Here is a 16,205-nt window from a genome sequence, read left to right as displayed (position 1 = left end):
TGTCACTTCTCCAGCTCGGTCAGTCGGTCGGCGACCACGCGCGCGATGTGCGCGATCGGCTCGGGCAGGGTCATGTCCTTGTGGGAACAGGCGACGTTCGTGTTGTCGATGCGCCCGCTCACGTAATCGGTCCAGGTCTCCGGCGTCAGGGTGTCGTCGATGGTGTCCACCGTGGCCCGGAAGAACAGCACATCGCCCCGGAACACCCGGTGGTCGTAGGCGCGGACGAGGTCGTTGGTGTTCAGGTACACCTCGCCGAGCGCCTCGATCTTCGCGGCGGAGAGCGTGGCCAGCGGGGAGCCCTCGCGGCGCAGCACCTCGACCACGTTCGCCGTGTTCAGCTCCTTGTCCCCGAGGCTCTCGGGGCCGTAACCGCCCATGGTGAGCAGCGATTCGAGCGCCTCGGCCCGGTCGGGCACCGGCAGCTCACGGAAGCCCTCGGCGGGGTACGCGTCCAGGATCGCCAGCAACTCCACCTCCTGGCCCGCTTCCTGGAGGACCGCCGCGATCGCGTGCGCGATGATGCCGCCGGTCGACCAGCCGAGCAGCCGGTACGGGCCCTCGGGCTGGACCTCGCGGATGCGGGAGGCGTAGTGCGCGGCCAGCTCCTCCAGCGTGGTGGGCAGCGGCTCGTCCGCCGTCGCCCCGCCGACGCCCTGGGCCTGGAGCCCGTAGATCGGCACATCGGCCGGAAGATGACGGATCAGGCCGGCGTAGCACCAGCTCAGACCGCCCGCCGGGTGCACACAGTGGACCGGGGCGCGGTCGCCCGGGCGGGCGGGCCGCAGCGGCAGCAGCACATCCAGCGGGTCCTCCTCGCGCGAGACGTCCAGGGCCGTGTCCAGCGCGGCGGGCGTCGGAGCCTGGAAGACGGTGCCGATCGACACCTCGATGCCGAACGCGGACCTGATCCGCCCGGCGAGGCGCACGGCGAGGAGCGAATGGCCGCCCAGGTCGAAGAAGTTGTCCTCCACCCCGACCGACGGCAGCCCCAGCACCTCGGCGAAGACCGAGCAGAGCTGCTCCTCGCGGACCGTGCGCGGCGCGCGCCCACCGGCGTTCACCGGGACGCCCGGCGCGGGCAGCGCCTTGCGGTCCAGCTTGCCGTTGCCGGTCAGCGGCAGCCGCTCCAGCACCACCACGGCCGAGGGCACCATGTGCACCGGCAGCGTGGCGGCTCCGTGCTCGCGCAGCGCCGCCGGGACTGGCTCCGTGCCGGGCGCGGGAACGACGTACCCGACCAGCCGCTTGTCGCCCGGCGTGTCCTCGCGGACCACGACCGCCACATCGGAGACCTCCGGGTGGTCGGCCAACACCGCCTCGATCTCGCCCAGTTCGATCCGGAACCCGCGGATCTTGACCTGCTGGTCACCCCGGCCGAAGTACTCCAGCGTGCCGTCCGCGCGCCGCCGGGCCAGGTCGCCCGAACGGTACATCCGCCGCCCGCTCTCCCCGAAGAGATGCGCGAACGGATCGGCGACGAAGCGCCCCGCCGTCAGGTCCGGGCGGCCCAGATAACCGAGCGCCACCCCCTCGCCGGCCACGTACATCTCACCGGTCACCCCGGGCGGCACCGGCTGCAGCCGCCCGTCCAGGACGTAGACCCGCAGGTCGGGGATGTTCACCCCGATGGTGCTGGAGATCGCGGAGGCGGCCGTCGCCCGGTCCAGCGCCAGGTAGGAGACATGGACCGTGGTCTCCGTGATGCCGTACATGTTGACCAGCGTCGGAGCGTTCTCGTGGTGGCGTGTGTACCAGTCCGCCAACCGCCCCAGCTCCAGCGCCTCACCGCCGAACACCACGTACCGCAGCGCCAGTTCGTGCCCGGGGGCCTCCCGGTCGGCGGCCGCCAGCTGGTAGAAGGCGGACGGCGTCTGGTTGAGGACGGTCACCCGCTCGTCGGCCAGCAGCCGCAGGAAGGCGTGCGGGTCACGGCTGGTCGCGTACGGGACGACGACGACCCGCCCGCCGTACAGCAGCGCGCCCCACAGCTCCCACACCGAGAAGTCGAACGCGTAGGAGTGGAACAGGGTCCACACGTCGTCCGGCCCGAACGAGAACCAGTGCTCGGTCGCCGTCAGCAGCCGCGTCACGTTGTGCTGGGTGACCACGACCCCCTTCGGGCGGCCGGTGGAACCCGAGGTGTAGATGACGTACGCCGGGTCCTGCGGGCTCAGCGGCCGGGTGCGGTCCGCCTGGTCGAGCGGCCCGTCCGGGAACCCGGCCGCCTCGTCCACGGTGATCAGCGGCAGCTCGTGCGCGGGCAGCCGCTCCGCCGTCGCCGCGTCGGTGATCAGCGCGGCCGGACGGGCGTCGTCCAGCATGTACGCGAGCCGGTCCGCCGGATAGTCCGGGTCCATCGGCAGGTACGCGGCGCCCGCCAGCGACACCGCGAGCAGCCCGGCGACCAGATCCGTGGAGCGCGGCAGCGCGAGCGCCACGATGGAGCCGGGACCGATCTGCCGGGCCGCCAGCAGCCGGGCCAGCGACTGGGCCCGGGAGGACAGTTCGGCGTACGTCAGCGACACGCCCTCGCAGCTCACCGCCGTCCGCTCCGGGTGCCGGCGCGCCGCGACAGCGTAGACCTCGGCGAGGGTGAGCGGCACCGGCCGGTCGTCGTTGACGCCGTTGGCCGCGACCAGGGCGCGGTGGACCTCGTCGTCGCCGAGCACCGGAAGCAGACCGACCGGCGTCTCGGGGTGCTCGGCCGCCGCGGTGAGCAGCCGGGACAGCCGGTCCGCGAGGGCCTGGGCGGTCGACCGGTCGAAGAGGTCGGTACGGAACTCCAGGAAGCCCCCGATCCCGCCGCCGGGCAGCTCGCCCGCGTTGAGGGTCAGGTCGAACTTCGCGGTGCCGGACGGCACGGCGGTCAGCCGCGCGGTGGTGTCCGGACCGAGGGAGACGGGCCCGTCCGCGATCGACTGCCAGGCCAGCATCGTCTGGAACAGGGGGTGCCGGGCCAGTGAACGCGCCGGGTTCAGCGCCTCGACCAGGTGGTCGAAGGGCAGCGCGTCGTGCTCGTACGCCGCCAGCGTCGTGGCCCGCACCCGGTCCAGCAGCTCGCCGAAGGCCGGGTCGCCGGAGGTGTCGGTGCGCAGCACGACGGTGTTGGTGAAGAAGCCGACGAGCCCGGCCGTGGCGTCGTCGTCGCGGCCTGCCACGGGGGTGCCGAGCGGGATGTCGGTGCCGCAGCCGTGCCGGGTCAGCAGCGCGGCGAGCCCGGCCTGCACGGTCATGAACACGGTCGCCCCGTGCGCCCGGGCGAGCCGGCGCAGCGCCTCGTGCGCGGCGGCGTCCACGGTGAAGGGCACGGTGTCGCCCGCCGACGTGGCGACCGGCGGCCGAGGCCGGTCGGTGGGCAGCTCCAGCTGGTCCGGCAGCCCGGCCAGCGCCTCGCGCCAGTGGGCGAGCTGGGCCTCGGCGAGCGCGGTCGGTTCCGCCGGGGTGCCCAGCAGCTGCTGGAGCCGGGCGGCGTGGTCCACGTACTGGCCGCTCAGCGGCGCGAACTCCGGTACGCGGCCCTCGGCGCGGGCCGCGTAGGCGACGGCCAGATCCTGGGCCAGGGGAGTGGTGGAGGCCCCGTCGCCCGCGATGTGGTGCAGCAGGAGGAGCAGGGTGTGGTGGTCGGGCGACTCGCTGAACAGGACCGTGCGCAGCGGGGGTTCGGTGGCGAGGTCGAAGCAGTGACGCACCGCCTCGGTGAGATCGCTGCCCGGCTCCGCGAGCCGCAGCACCGGGCGGCCCGCCGGGTCGTCGGGGGCGAGGATCCGCTGGTGGGGGGTGTCGTCCGGAGCACCGGCGCCGGTGCCGACCGCGCCTTCGGAGGCGTTGTCAGTGGGCGGATATACCGTTCGTAGTGTCTCGTGACGCTCCGCCAGGTCGTACAGGGCGAGCTGGAGCGCGTCGCGGTCGAGCGGGCCGTTGACGCTCAGGACGAGCGGGATGTTGTAGGTGGGGCTGGGGCCTTCGAGACGGTGGAGGAACCACAGCCGCTGCTGGGCCGGTGACAGGGGGAGGGGACCGGTGCGCGGTACGGGGGAGAGCGGGACGGACGCGGTGGTCGCGCCGCTTCGGGTGCGGACCAGTGCGGCCAGGGCGCCGGACGTGGGGTTGCGGAAGACGTCGGCGATGCTCATCGGCACGCCGAAGTGCTCCCGGATCCGGGCGGCCAGCCGGGCGGCGAGCAGCGAGTGCCCGCCGAGGTCGAGGAAGCCCGCGTCGGCGGCCGGGGGTTCGGCGATACCGAGCACGTCGGCGAAGAGCCCGCGCACGATCTCGGTGTGCGGCCCGCCGACGGCGCTGTCCGGGCCGCCCGGGGCGAGCGGGAGCGGTTCGGGGTCGGGCAGGGCGCGGTGGTCGAGCTTGTCGTTGGCGGTACGGGGCAGCGCGTCCAGGAGCGTCACGGTCGCGGGGACCATGTGCTCGGGCAGGGCCCCGGCCAGATGGTCGCGGAGCTCGGCGGGGGTGGGCGGCGTGGTGTCGTCGGCAGGTGCGTCGCCGCCCGTCCGCACCGGGACCGCGTAGGCCAGCAGCCGCTTGCCGTGACCGGTGTCCCGGGCGATGACCGCGGCCGCCGCGACCCGCGGATGGGCGGCCAGCCGGGCCTGGATCTCGCCCAGTTCGATCCGGAAGCCGCGGATCTTCACCTGGTCGTCGCTGCGCCCGAGGAACTCCAGGGTGTGGTCCTCGCGGCGGCGCACCAGGTCCCCGGTGCGGTACATCCGGCCTCCGGCGTCGCCGTTCGCCGCACCGAACGGGTCCGCGACGAACCGCTCGGCCGTCAGGTCCGGGCGGCCCAGATAGCCGAGGGCCAGGCAGGCCCCGGCGACATACAGCTCACCCGTCACACCGGCGGGCACCGGACGCAGGGAGGAGTCCAGGACATAGACCCGGGAGCCGCGCACGGGACGGCCGTCGGGCCGGGCGGCGGAGCTGCCGGGCACCCAGTAGTAGGCGTCGACGGTCGTCTCGGTCGGCCCGTAGAGGTTGACCGGGTGCACGGCCCCGGCCTCGGTCAGCCGCGCCCACAGGGCCGGCGGCACGGTCTCGCCGCCGACCACCAGATGGGCCGGGTGGTGCCGGCCCTCGTCCAGCAGGCCTTCGGCGATGAGCGCTTCGGCGTAGGAGGGGGTGACATCGAGATAGTCGACCAGATGCGTGCCGACGTACGCGGTGAGCGCCGCGGGGTCGCGGTAGGCGGCGTCGTCCAGCAGATGCAGCTCGTGCCCGTGGACCATCCACAGCAGCGGGTCCCAGGACGCGTCGAAGGCGAACGAGGCGCTGTGCGCGACCCGCAGGCGTTCCCGACCGGTCCGGGCGACGGCCGGGGCGATGTGGTCCGTGCCGTGCCCGGCACAGAGGTTGGCGAGCGAGGCGTGGCTGACGAGGACGCCCTTGGGGCGGCCCGTGGAACCGGAGGTGTGGATGAGATAGGCGGGGTCCGCGAGCGCGGGCTCGGTGGGCAGCGGCCCGTCGGGGCAGGCGGCGAGGGCGTCGGCCGTGGCCGGGGCGTCGAGCGCGACGGTCGGCAGCCCGTGCTCGGGCAGCGCGGCGAGCGTCGCGGCCGTGCCGATCACACAGAGCGGCCGCGCGTCCTCCAGGACGGCCAGGGTCCGGGCGGCGGGGTGGCCGAGGTCCAGCGGCTGGCAGACCCGGCCCGCCTTGAGCACGGCCAGCAGGGCGACGACCATGTCGGCGGTCCGGGGCAGCGCCAGCGCCACCGTGCCGCCCGCACCGACCGTGCGGTCCGCGCTGTCCGCACCGAGGCGGGTCAGCAGGTGGGCCAGACGGTCGGACGCGGCGTCCAGTTCGGCGAAGGTGAGCCGGGCCCCGGACGCGGCGGCGGCTTCCGGTGCGCCTGCGCCCGCGTCCGTCCCTGCTTCTGCCGCCCCTGCCGTGCCTGCTGTGCCTGCTGTGCCTGCTGTCCGTGCTGTTCCCGCCGTCCCGCGGAACGTGCCCGCCACCGTGGAGCGCACGGCGACGGCCTCGGGTGTCCGGGCCGCCTGAGCGGTGAACGACCGGGGGAGGGGGAGTGCGGCGGCGGGCTCGGCGCGGCCGGAGGTGGCCTTGCGCAGCTGGTCGCCGGTGAGCAGGTCCAGAGTGCCGATCGGCCGCTCCGGGTCGGTCAGCAGCAGCTCGGTCAGGCCGTCCAGATAGCGCAGCCAGGTGTCCTCGTGGTCGGCGAGGTCGCTGGCTCCGTACGCGGCGGGGTTGGCGTCCAGGGTGAGCCGCAGGCCCCCGTCCGGACCGGGCGCCGCGCCGACCGCGAGCCCTTCCACGGGGCCGGCCGCGAGATTGCGCACGGTGCCGGTGGCCCCGGCGAGGTCCAGGGCGTCGTCGAACGGCTTGACGTTGACCATGGGACCGGTCAGCGGGGTGTCGGCCGACTCCAGGGCCAGATCGCGGCGCAGATCGGCCTGCGGATAGCGCTGGTGGCGACGGACCGCGCGGATCTCCAGCACCACCCGGCGCAGCAGTTCGGCCCCGGTGTCCGCCGGGCGTACGGCGATCCGCAGCGGCAGCACGTTCACGGTCATGGCGGGGGTCCGCAGGGCCGCGGGCCCGCGCCGGTTGGTCAGCGGCAGGCCCAGCACGATGTCCTCGGAGCCGGTGAGCCGGTGCAGATGACCGGCGGTCGCGGCCACCACCAGCTCGGCCCAGGTCGCCTTCGCCGCACGCGCCGCCCCGGTCAGCCGGTCCAGGGCGTCGGCCGGGAGGCCGGTGGTCCGGTGGAGGAGGCCGCCGTCGGGCGTCTTCGCGCGATCGGGTGCGCGGTGGGGCGCGGTGACGGAGGAGCCCGCCATGCGCGCGGACCAGAAGGCCCGGTCCGCCGCGTACTCCTCACCTGCCAGATACGCCGCCTCCTCGCCGGTCAGCTCGCTCAGCGGGGCGAACCGGCCCTCGGGCAGCGGCTGTCCGGCGACCAGCGCACGGTAGACCTCGGCGACCCGCTCACCGATGAGGGAGAGGGCGTAGGCGTCGACGGCTATGTGGTGGACACGGCGGTACCACCGGTGGCGGTTCTCGCCGACCCGGATCAGCGCCTGCGTCATCAGCCCGCCGTCGGCGGCGAGGTCCACCGGCCGGGCCAGATCCTCCCGCATCCACGCCTCGGCCCGGTCCTCCGTCAGCTCCAGCCGCTGCACCACGGGTTCGGCGGCGGGCACGACTCGCTGCACCGGCACGCCGTCCGCCTCCGACACCCGCAGGGCGAGGGTCTCGGCCTCGCCCACGGTCCGTCTCAGCGCCGCCACGAACAGATCCGCGTCCAGCGGCCCGTCGATCTCCACACAGTCCGCCGTGTTCAGCTCGGTGCCCAGAGGGGCGAGCTGGTGCGCGTAGTAGATGCCCGACTGGGCGGTCAGGAGCGGGAGTCCGGGGGACGGTGCGCTGCCGGAGTGTGCTGCCGAAGAGCTGGTCGGGCGGTTCGGACGCTCATGCATGGGTGTGACGACTCCCCTGAAGGACAACGGACACCGGGCCAACGGGCACTCGGCGCACACTTAGGTAAGGCTAAGTTAACCTATTTCCGACAGTGCAGGCGACCGCCCCCGGAGCGGTCAGGAACGCAAGGAGAGTCCATGACCGTCCCCGCAGCCCCCCGCCCCGAGACCCGGGCCGAGGAGGTGGCCGACACGGTGGCCGACGAGCGGATGCGCGCCCTCAGGACCGCCGTGCGGGAGACGGTCGGCGGCCACGCCCCGGCCCTGCTCGACCTGAGCCGGCGCCTGCACGCCGAGCCCGAGACCGCCTTCGAGGAGCACAAGGCCGCCGCGCTCTGCTCCGAACTCCTCGCCGCGCACGGTTTCGAGGTCACCGCCCCCGCCCACGGTCTGGACACGGCGTTCCGCGCCACGATCGGCTCCGGGCCCGTCACCGTGGCCATCGCCTGCGAGTACGACGCCCTGCCCGGCCTCGGTCACGCCTGCGGGCACAATCTGATCGCCGCCGCCGGAATCGGCGCGGCCCTCGGCCTCGCCCCCCACGCGGACGAACTCGGCCTGACCGTACGGGTCATCGGAACGCCCGCCGAGGAGCGCGGGGCGGGCAAGGCACTGCTGCTGGACGCCGGGGCGTTCGACGGGGTCGACGCCGCGATGATGGTGCACCCCTGCCCCTTCGAGATGGCCGACTTCCGCTCCTTCGCGCTCGGCACCCTCGACGTCACCTACACCGGCCGCGCCGCGCACCCGAGCCTCAATCCGCACGAGGGCCGCAACGCCGCCGACGCGCTGACCGTCGCCCAGGTCGCCCTGGGCCTGCTGCGCCAGCAACTGCCCCCGCAGTGGCGGGTGCACGGCATCACCACCGCCGCCGGGACCGCGCCCAACGCGATACCCGACCGGTCCACCGCCACCTACGAGATACGGGCGCTGGCCGCCGAGGACCTGCGCGAGCTGCGGCAGCGGGTCGAGGACTGCTTCCGCGCCGGGGCGCTCGCCACCGGCTGCGAAGTGACCCTGGAGCGGCCGGAGCCCGACTACCTGGACTTCCGCGGCGACCCGGAGCTGATCCGGCTGTGGACCGCCAACGCCCGCGAACTGGGCCGTGCCGAACCGGTCGAGCGCCCGCCGTTCGCCTGCACCGACATGGGCAACGTCTCGCACGTGGTGCCGTCCATCCACCCGGTGCTCGACATCAGCGGGGGAGCCTGCGGACCGCACGAGGCCGCGTTCGCCGATGCGGCCGTCTCCCCGGCGGCCGAACAGGCGCTGCTCGACGGGGCGGTGGGCATGGCCTGGACGGCGGCCGACTTCGCCGCCGCGCGCGGTTCCGCCTGACGGGGAGCGGCGAAGCCGTGCGGCCCGGCCGGGAACTCCCGGCCGGGCCGCACGGCGTGCGGATCACTTGGCGGAGAGCGCCTTGACGTAGTCGGCGAGGACGACGTCGGCCGCGAGCGGGCCGCCGCGCGTGGACCACACCGAGCCGTCGACGGTCACCGCGTGACCGTTCTTGACGGCGCCCAGCTCCTTGTAGGCGGGCTTGGACCGGACGTCCTTGAGGGCCTTCTCGCCGTCCGAGGTCAGCGTCGACAGGAACAGCCAGTCGCCGTCGATCTCGTTGATCTTCTCCAGGCTCAGCGACGGGGTGTGCGCGTTGCCGTCCTTGTTCTGGGACTCGGGCCGCTTCAGCCCCATCTCCAGAGCGACGCCGCTGGCGAACTGCTTGTTCTCCATCCAGCTGGGCCCGTCCGGGTTCCAGCGGACGATCGAGACCTCGGCGCCCTTGTTCTCGCCGAGCTTCTCCCCGGCGGCCTTGGCGGCCGCCTCGTGGTCGGTGATGAACTTGTTGGCGTCGTCGAGCTTGTTGACGGCGTTGCCGATGCCCCGGAAGAACAGCTTCCAGTCGTCGGTCGGCGCCATCGTCACCAGCGTGGCCGGGGTGATCTCGCGGAGCTGCTTGAGCACCTGCTCGTCCTGCATGTCACCGGCGAGGATCAGGTCGGGCTTCGCGGCGACGACCTTGTCCATGACCGGCTGGAGGAGGTTGCCCACGATGTCGATGCCCTCGACCTTGTCGGCGAGGTAGGCCGGCGGCTTGTCCAGGCCCTGGCCGTTGGTGATGCCGACCGGCTTGATGTCCAGCGCCAGGACCGCGTCCAGGTCCTCCTGGGTCAGGGTGACGATGCGCTGGGGCTCCGCCGGTATCTCCACGGCCTTGCCGGTGGCGTCCTTGACCGTACGGGTCGCGGAGGAGGCGGAGTCCGCCTTGCCGGCCTTGTCCCCGGAGGACTTGCCCGAGTCGGAGTCCGTTCCGCAGGCCGTCAGGAGGAGGGCCGCGGCCCCGAGCGTGGCGACGGCGCGCGCCGCTCTTCGGGCGACGGTACGGGCGGGGCGGTGGTGCAGGTTCATCAAGGGCTCCGGGTTCAACGGGACATGAAGCGGTGACGGCCGTACGGCCACACGGATGCGGCCGTCGGCTCGTGAGCGAGCTAAGGTTAGCCTTACTTTAGCGGCATCGGGCAAGATGATGCCCCATTCCTTCGGAAAGGCCGGTCCTCGTGGAAATCCGTGTCGAACAGCTCACCGCTGGATACGCCGGTCATACCGCCGTGGATCAGGTCGATCTGACGGTCCCCTCGGGGCAGGTCGTGGCGATCGTCGGACCCAACGGCTGCGGCAAATCGACCCTGCTGCGCTCCATGGCCCGCCTCCACCAGCCCCGTTCCGGCGCGGTGTTCGTCGGCGACGCCGACATCTGGCAGCTGCGCCAGCGCGATGCCGCCCACCGCATCGCCCTGTTGCCCCAGTCCCCGCAGGCCCCCGAGGCGGTCACCGTGGCCGGACTCGTCCGGTACGGACGCCACCCGCACCAGGGGCTGTTCCGCCAGTGGTCGCGGGAGGACGAGGAAGCCGTCACCCGCGCCCTGGAGGCCACCGGCACCGCCGCCCTGGCCGGACGCCGGATCGACCAGCTCTCCGGCGGTCAGCGGCAGCGCTGCTGGCTGGCCATGGCCCTCGCCCAGGAGACCCCCGTCGTCCTGCTCGACGAGCCCACCAGCGCCCTCGACATCGGCCACGCCGTGGAGGTCCTGGATCTGGTCCGCGAGGTCGCCGCCGAGGGCCGCACCATCGTCATGGTCGTCCACGACCTCGCCGCCGCCGCGCGGTACGCCGACACCCTGGTCGCCATGCGCGACGGGCGGATCATCGCCACGGGACCGCCCCGCGAGACCGTGGACGCGGCCCTGGTCCAGGAGCTCTACGGCATCGAGGCGGAGATCCTCACGGCGACCTCCGACGGGGCGCCCGTCGTCGTACCGACCGTGCGTACGCCCGCCGCCGCCTGAGCCGCGGGCACCCGCGCCGGGCGACCGCGCAAGCGCAGCCCTCCGCCCGAAAACGCCGAGGGGCCCCTCCGTCCGGGGGCCCCTCGGTCCATGTTCTCGCTACAGCTACAGCTACAGCTACAGCTACAGCTACAGCTACAGCTACCGCGCCGACGCGTTCAGGTGGACGTGCCCGCACCGCCGCCGCGGAACGCGCCGAGAATCTCCTCGGCGGCCATCGTCGCCGTCAACGTGCCCTCGCGGACCCGCTGTTCGAGCTCCGGCGCGAGCTTCCGCACCGCCGGATGGCTGTGGAGACTGTCCAGCAGATCGTCCCGGACCATGGCCCAGGTCCAGTCCACCTGCTGGTCGCGCCGCTTGGCCGCCAGCCGGCCCGTCGACTCCAGGACCGTACGGTGCTGCTCCAGCCGGTCCCACAGGGTGTCCAGCCCGAGCGACTCGCGGGCGCTGCAGGTGAGCACCGGGGGCGTCCAGGCCGCGTCCGCCGGATGCATCAGCCGTAGCGCGCCCGCCAGTTCACGGGCCGCCGAGCGGGCGTCGCGTTCGTGCGGGCCGTCGGCCTTGTTCACCGCGATGGCGTCCGCCAGCTCCAGGACACCCTTCTTGATGCCCTGCAACTGGTCGCCGGTACGGGCCAGGGTCAGCAGCAGGAACGTGTCGACCATGTTGGCCACCGCCGTCTCCGACTGCCCGACGCCCACCGTCTCCACCAGCACCACGTCGTAGCCCGCCGCCTCCATCACCACGATGGACTCCCGGGTCGCCTTGGCCACCCCGCCCAGCGTGCCCGCCGTGGGGGAGGGACGGACGAAGGCGGCCGGGTCCACCGCCAGGCGTTCCATCCGGGTCTTGTCGCCCAGGATGGAGCCGCCCGTACGGCTGGAGGACGGGTCGACCGCCAGCACCGCCACCCGGTGCCCGAGCCCGGTCAGCATCGTGCCGAGCGCGTCGATGAACGTGGACTTGCCCACGCCCGGCACCCCGCTGATCCCGATCCGCCGGGCCGCCCCCGCGTGCGGCAGCAGCCGGCTCAGCAACTGCTGGGCCAGCACCCGGTGTTCGGCCCGTGTCGACTCGACGAGCGTGATCGCGCGCGCCACGAACGCGCGCTTCCCGTCGAGCACTCCCTGCACATAGCCGTCGATGTCGATCTTCGCAGCCATCCGGTCAGCGGCTCACAGCTCGTGGCCGAGCGCGGCGCCGAGCCGCGTCACCAGGTCGTGGGCCGCGTCCGGGATCACCGTCCCCGGCGGGAAGACCGAGGCGGCGCCCGCCTCGTGCAGGGCCTCGATGTCCTGCGGCGGGATCACCCCGCCCACCACGATCATGATGTCCTCGCGCCCCTCGGCGGCCAGCTCCTCGCGCAGCGCCGGCACCAGGGTCAGATGCCCGGCCGCCAGCGAGGAGACGCCCACGATGTGCACGTCGGCCTCGACGGCCTGCCGTGCCACCTCGCCCGGCGTCTGGAACAGCGGGCCGACGTCCACGTCGAAGCCCAGGTCGGCGAAGGCCGTGGCGATCACCTTCTGGCCCCGGTCGTGGCCGTCCTGGCCCATCTTGGCGACCAGGATGCGCGGACGACGGCCCTCCGCCTCCTCGAACGCGTCGACCAGCGCACGGGTCCGGTCCACGGAAGGGGACTCTCCTGCCTCTTTGCGGTACACACCGGAGATCGTACGGATCTGCCCCGCATGCCTGCCGTACACCTTCTCCAGCGCGTCCGAGATCTCCCCGACCGTCGCCATCGCCCGCGCCGCGTCGACCGCCAGCGCCAGCAGATTGCCTTCCAGGCCCGGGCCCGGGTCGCGCTCGGCGGCGGCCGTCAGCGCCCGCAGCGCCTCCTGGCACGCCGTCTCGTCGCGCTCCTCGCGCAGCCGCCGCAGCTTCTCGATCTGCTGGGTGCGCACCGAGGAGTTGTCGACCTTGAGGACGTCGATCTGCTCGTCGGTCTCCACCCGGTACTTGTTCACCCCGATCACCGGCTGCCGCCCGGAGTCGATCCGCGCCTGCGTCCGCGCCGCGGCCTCCTCCACCCGGAGCTTGGGGATGCCCGCGTCGATGGCCTTCGCCATCCCGCCGGCCGCCTCCACCTCCTCGATGTGCTGCCAGGCCCGGTCCGCGAGGTCGCGCGTCAGCTTCTCCACGTACGCGCTGCCGCCCCACGGGTCGATGACCCGGCAGGTACCCGACTCCTGCTGGAGCAGCAGCTGGGTGTTACGGGCGATCCGCGCCGAGAAGTCGGTGGGCAGCGCCAGCGCCTCGTCGAGCGCGTTGGTGTGCAGCGACTGGGTGTGGCCCTGCGTCGCGGCCATCGCCTCCACGCACGTACGCGTCACGTTGTTGAACACGTCCTGCGCGGTCAGCGACCAGCCCGAGGTCTGCGAATGGGTGCGCAGCGACAGCGACTTGGGGTTCTTCGGGTCGAACTGCTCGACCAGCCGCGCCCAGAGCAGCCGGGCCGCGCGCAGCTTCGCGACCTCCATGAAGAAGTTCATGCCGATCGCCCAGAAGAACGACAGCCGGGGTGCGAACGCGTCCACGTCCAGACCGGCCTCCTGCCCGGCGCGCAGATACTCCACCCCGTCGGCCAGCGTGTACGCCAGCTCCAGATCGGCCGTCGCCCCGGCCTCCTGGATGTGATAGCCGGAGATCGAGATGGAGTTGTAGCGCGGCATCTTCTGCGAGGTGAACGCGAAGATGTCGGAGATGATCCGCATCGAGGGCGACGGCGGGTAGATATAGGTGTTGCGGACCATGAACTCCTTCAGAATGTCGTTCTGAATGGTCCCGGCCAGCATCGAAGGCGGTACGCCCTGTTCCTCGGCGGCCACGATGTACAGCGCCAGCACGGGAAGCACCGCGCCGTTCATCGTCATCGACACCGACATCCGGTCCAGCGGAATGCCGTCGAACAGCTGGCGCATGTCGTAGATCGAGTCGATCGCCACCCCGGCCATGCCGACGTCACCCGTCACCCGGGGGTGGTCGCTGTCGTAGCCCCGGTGGGTCGGCAGGTCGAAGGCGACCGACAGACCCTTCTGTCCGGCCGCGAGGTTGCGCCGGTAGAAGGCGTTGGACTCCTCGGCCGTGGAGAAACCGGCGTACTGACGGATCGTCCAGGGCTGGTTGACGTACATCGTCGGGTAGGGGCCGCGCAGATACGGGGCGATGCCCGGGTAGCTGTGCAGCGCGTCCAGACCCTCCAGGTCCTCACCGGTGTAGAGCGGCTTGACCGTGATCCCCTCGGGCGTCTCCCAGAGCGGGGCCTCGGCGCCGTCGGCCGCCTTGGTCACGGCCGCCTGCCACTCCTCGGCGGAACCGGCGGGCGGCGCGGTGGACGCCAACGGCAGGTCGGAGAAGTCGGGAACGGAGGTGGTGCGTTCCGTGGACGGTGTCGGCATCACGCCACTCCCATGCGGTCGAGTACGGAGGTGAGAACGGCGACCGCGTCGCAGCCCGCGAAGACGTAGGCGTCGACGTCGGCGTACTCGCCGGGGCGCCCCGCGAGGAACACCTGCGCCGCGCCCGCCGACTTCAGCGCACCGGCCACCGCGTCCGCCTGCTCGGCGTAGAGCGCGTCCGAGGAGCACAGCACGGCGACCGACGCCCCGGAGGCGGCCAGCGCACCGGCGGCCGTCTCCGCGTCCACGGAGACCGGATCGTGCACCGCCTCGATGCCGCCCGCCCCGAAGAGGTTGACGGCGAACGAGACCCGCGCGGTGTGCGCGGCGGCCGGGCCGAGCGCGGCGACGAACACCTTCGGGCGGCTTCCGGTCGCCGCGAGGTGCGCGTCCGACCGGGCGCGCAGCCCCTCGAACGCCTCGTCCCGCCGGACCCGGGGCAGACCGCCCGGAGCCCCGGCGTACGGGTCGGGGGCGGGCTCGCGCTCCACCGGGCGCTCGCCGGGCATCGGGAACTCGCTGACCCCGGTGATCGGCTCCTTGCGGCGCGCCAGCTTCGCACTGCGCGTCGCCCACGTGGCCGCCAGCCGCTCCGCGACCAGTCCGGAGCGCAGGGCGGCGGGCAGCCCGCCCGCCCGCTCGGTCTCCTGGAAGAACGCCCACGCGGCCGCGGCGAGTTCGTCCGTCAGCCGCTCCACGTACCAGGAGCCGCCCGCCGGGTCGATGACCCGCGCCAGGTGCGACTCCTCCATGAGGATCGTCGAGGTGTTACGGGCGATCCGCCGCGCGAACGCGTCCGGCAGGCCCAGCGCGTGATCGAACGGCAGCACGGTCACGGAGTCCGCGCCGCCGACGCCCGCGCCGAGCGTGGCCAGCGTGGTGCGCAGCATGTTCACCCACGGGTCGCGGCGCGTCATCATCACCGGCGAGGTGACGGCGTGTTGCCGCTGCGCCCCGGCGGCGGGAGCCCCGGAGGCCTCGGCGACCCGCGCCCACAGCCGGCGCGCCGCCCGGAGCTTGGCGATGGTCAGGAACTGGTCGGCGGTGGCCGCGTAACGGAACTCCAGCTGCCCGCAGGCCGCCTCCACGCTCATCCCGGCAGCGGTCAGGGCCCGCAGATGGGCGACGCCGGTGGCCAGCGAGAGCCCCAGCTCCTGGGCCGCCGAACCGCCCGCCTCGTGGTACGGCAGCGCGTCCACGGCGATGGCCCGCAGCCCCGGGTACTCCGCGTCGCACCGCTGCGCCCAGCGCACGGCGGGGGCGAGATCCGCCTCGACGCCCGTCCGGGCCTCGTGGCCGAGCGGGTCGGCGCCCAGCGTGCCGCGCGCCTCGTGCCGGGCGACGCCGCGTTCCTCGTACAGCCGCAGCAGCTCCGTCGCCGCGGCGTCCAGATCGGCCGGGGCGTCGAGCGCGATGGGCGCCAGATCGAGGTACACACCGTCCAGCGCCCGCGCGAGCCCGTCGACGGGGACGCCCGCCGGGCCGCCCACCGTGAGCCAGAGCGAGGTGACCCCGTTCTCCAGATCGCCGAGCAGCGCCTCGTTCAGCCGGGCCGGGTCGGACCGGGCGTGGCGCTGGCGCACGTCCCAGCCGCCCGCCGCGTTCCCCTCGGCCCTGCTGCCCCGGGTGAAGGGGGCGAAGCCGGGGAAACCGGTGTCCGGAGACTCGTCGCTCGCGGTGTAGAGGGGGCGGGTGGTGAGCCCGTCCTCCAGTGTGGTGGACAGCGCTTCCTCGGCGGCCGAGCCCGTGACTTCCTTGCCCGACTTGCGCAGTACGCCTTCGACGAGGCTCTGCCACTGGTCATGGGAAGGGTCGGGGAACGCGGCGGCCGGAGAGAGCCCGTCAGCAGGCTGGACCGTCATGCTCAGATGCTAGGCCAGTGCGCGGAATGAGCAGCAGGGGCACGTGCTGTGACCTTGCCCTCTCGGGTATGCACTTGATCCTTTACATGCGGTCGCGTAACCGGAGCGGCGGACGGCGGGCCGCAACACGACGGTCCTCGACATCGGGATGAA

At 73.2% G+C, this 16,205-nt stretch carries 7 protein-coding genes; 2 read left to right on the top strand and 5 right to left on the bottom strand.

The features are described 5' to 3' along the window. Positions 1-2 precede the first annotated feature (2 nt). On the bottom strand, positions 3-7,442 hold the full coding sequence (locus KV381_RS01270) for a non-ribosomal peptide synthetase (RefSeq protein WP_218784270.1): 7,440 nt from the start codon (positions 7,440-7,442) through the stop codon (positions 3-5). A gap of 138 nt (positions 7,443-7,580) precedes the next feature. Here KV381_RS01270 and KV381_RS01265 point away from each other — a divergent pair, with 138 nt between their 5' ends. Beyond that, the gene (locus KV381_RS01265) at positions 7,581-8,780 is read left to right on the top strand and encodes a M20 family metallopeptidase (RefSeq protein WP_218784269.1); all 1,200 of its coding nucleotides are present in this window, start codon (positions 7,581-7,583) and stop codon (positions 8,778-8,780) included. Positions 8,781-8,843: 63 nt separating this feature from the next. Here KV381_RS01265 and KV381_RS01260 read toward each other — a convergent pair whose 3' ends face one another. After that, on the bottom strand, positions 8,844-9,851 hold the full coding sequence (locus tag KV381_RS01260; RefSeq protein WP_218784268.1) for an ABC transporter substrate-binding protein: 1,008 nt from the start codon (positions 9,849-9,851) through the stop codon (positions 8,844-8,846). A gap of 149 nt (positions 9,852-10,000) precedes the next feature. Between KV381_RS01260 and KV381_RS01255 the strand changes: the two genes are divergently transcribed. Further along, entirely contained in the window at positions 10,001-10,789 is a 789-nt protein-coding gene (locus KV381_RS01255) for an ABC transporter ATP-binding protein (protein WP_098027272.1), read from the top strand. A 158-nt stretch (positions 10,790-10,947) separates the two neighbouring features. On the opposite strand, the gene meaB is transcribed toward KV381_RS01255, so the two are convergent. Genes meaB through KV381_RS01240 form a run of 3 tightly spaced genes read right to left on the bottom strand, consistent with a single transcriptional unit; the run spans position 10,948 to position 16,052 of the window. Further along, on the bottom strand, positions 10,948-11,952 hold the full coding sequence (gene meaB, locus KV381_RS01250) for a methylmalonyl Co-A mutase-associated GTPase MeaB (protein WP_218784267.1): 1,005 nt from the start codon (positions 11,950-11,952) through the stop codon (positions 10,948-10,950). 12 nt (positions 11,953-11,964) lie between these two features. Next, positions 11,965-14,190 carry a methylmalonyl-CoA mutase gene (scpA, locus tag KV381_RS01245; RefSeq protein WP_218784266.1) on the bottom strand — a complete coding sequence of 742 codons (2,226 nt, stop codon included), beginning with the start codon at positions 14,188-14,190 and terminating at the stop codon, positions 11,965-11,967. Continuing rightward, the gene (locus tag KV381_RS01240; protein WP_218784265.1) at positions 14,190-16,052 is read right to left on the bottom strand and encodes a methylmalonyl-CoA mutase family protein; all 1,863 of its coding nucleotides are present in this window, start codon (positions 16,050-16,052) and stop codon (positions 14,190-14,192) included. Before KV381_RS01240 ends, scpA begins: the two co-directional genes overlap by 1 nt. Between the last annotated feature and the right edge of the window lie 153 nt (positions 16,053-16,205).

Origin of the sequence: Streptomyces sp. WY228, assembly GCF_019287315.1 — a bacterium.
In the GTDB taxonomy this organism is placed as follows: Bacteria; Actinomycetota; Actinomycetes; order Streptomycetales; family Streptomycetaceae; genus Streptomyces; species Streptomyces caviscabies.
This window is presented reverse-complemented; position numbering and strand designations above follow the sequence as displayed.

Coding starts and splice junctions, on each gene's coding strand:
- KV381_RS01270 (WP_218784270.1), bottom strand. CDS start 7,442: ATGCATGAGCGTCCGAACCGCCCGACCAGCTCTTCGGCAGCACACTCC.
- KV381_RS01265 (WP_218784269.1), top strand. CDS start 7,581: ATGACCGTCCCCGCAGCCCCCCGCCCCGAGACCCGGGCCGAGGAGGTG.
- KV381_RS01260 (WP_218784268.1), bottom strand. CDS start 9,851: ATGAACCTGCACCACCGCCCCGCCCGTACCGTCGCCCGAAGAGCGGCG.
- meaB (WP_218784267.1), bottom strand. CDS start 11,952: ATGGCTGCGAAGATCGACATCGACGGCTATGTGCAGGGAGTGCTCGAC.
- scpA (WP_218784266.1), bottom strand. CDS start 14,190: ATGCCGACACCGTCCACGGAACGCACCACCTCCGTTCCCGACTTCTCC.
- KV381_RS01240 (WP_218784265.1), bottom strand. CDS start 16,052: ATGACGGTCCAGCCTGCTGACGGGCTCTCTCCGGCCGCCGCGTTCCCC.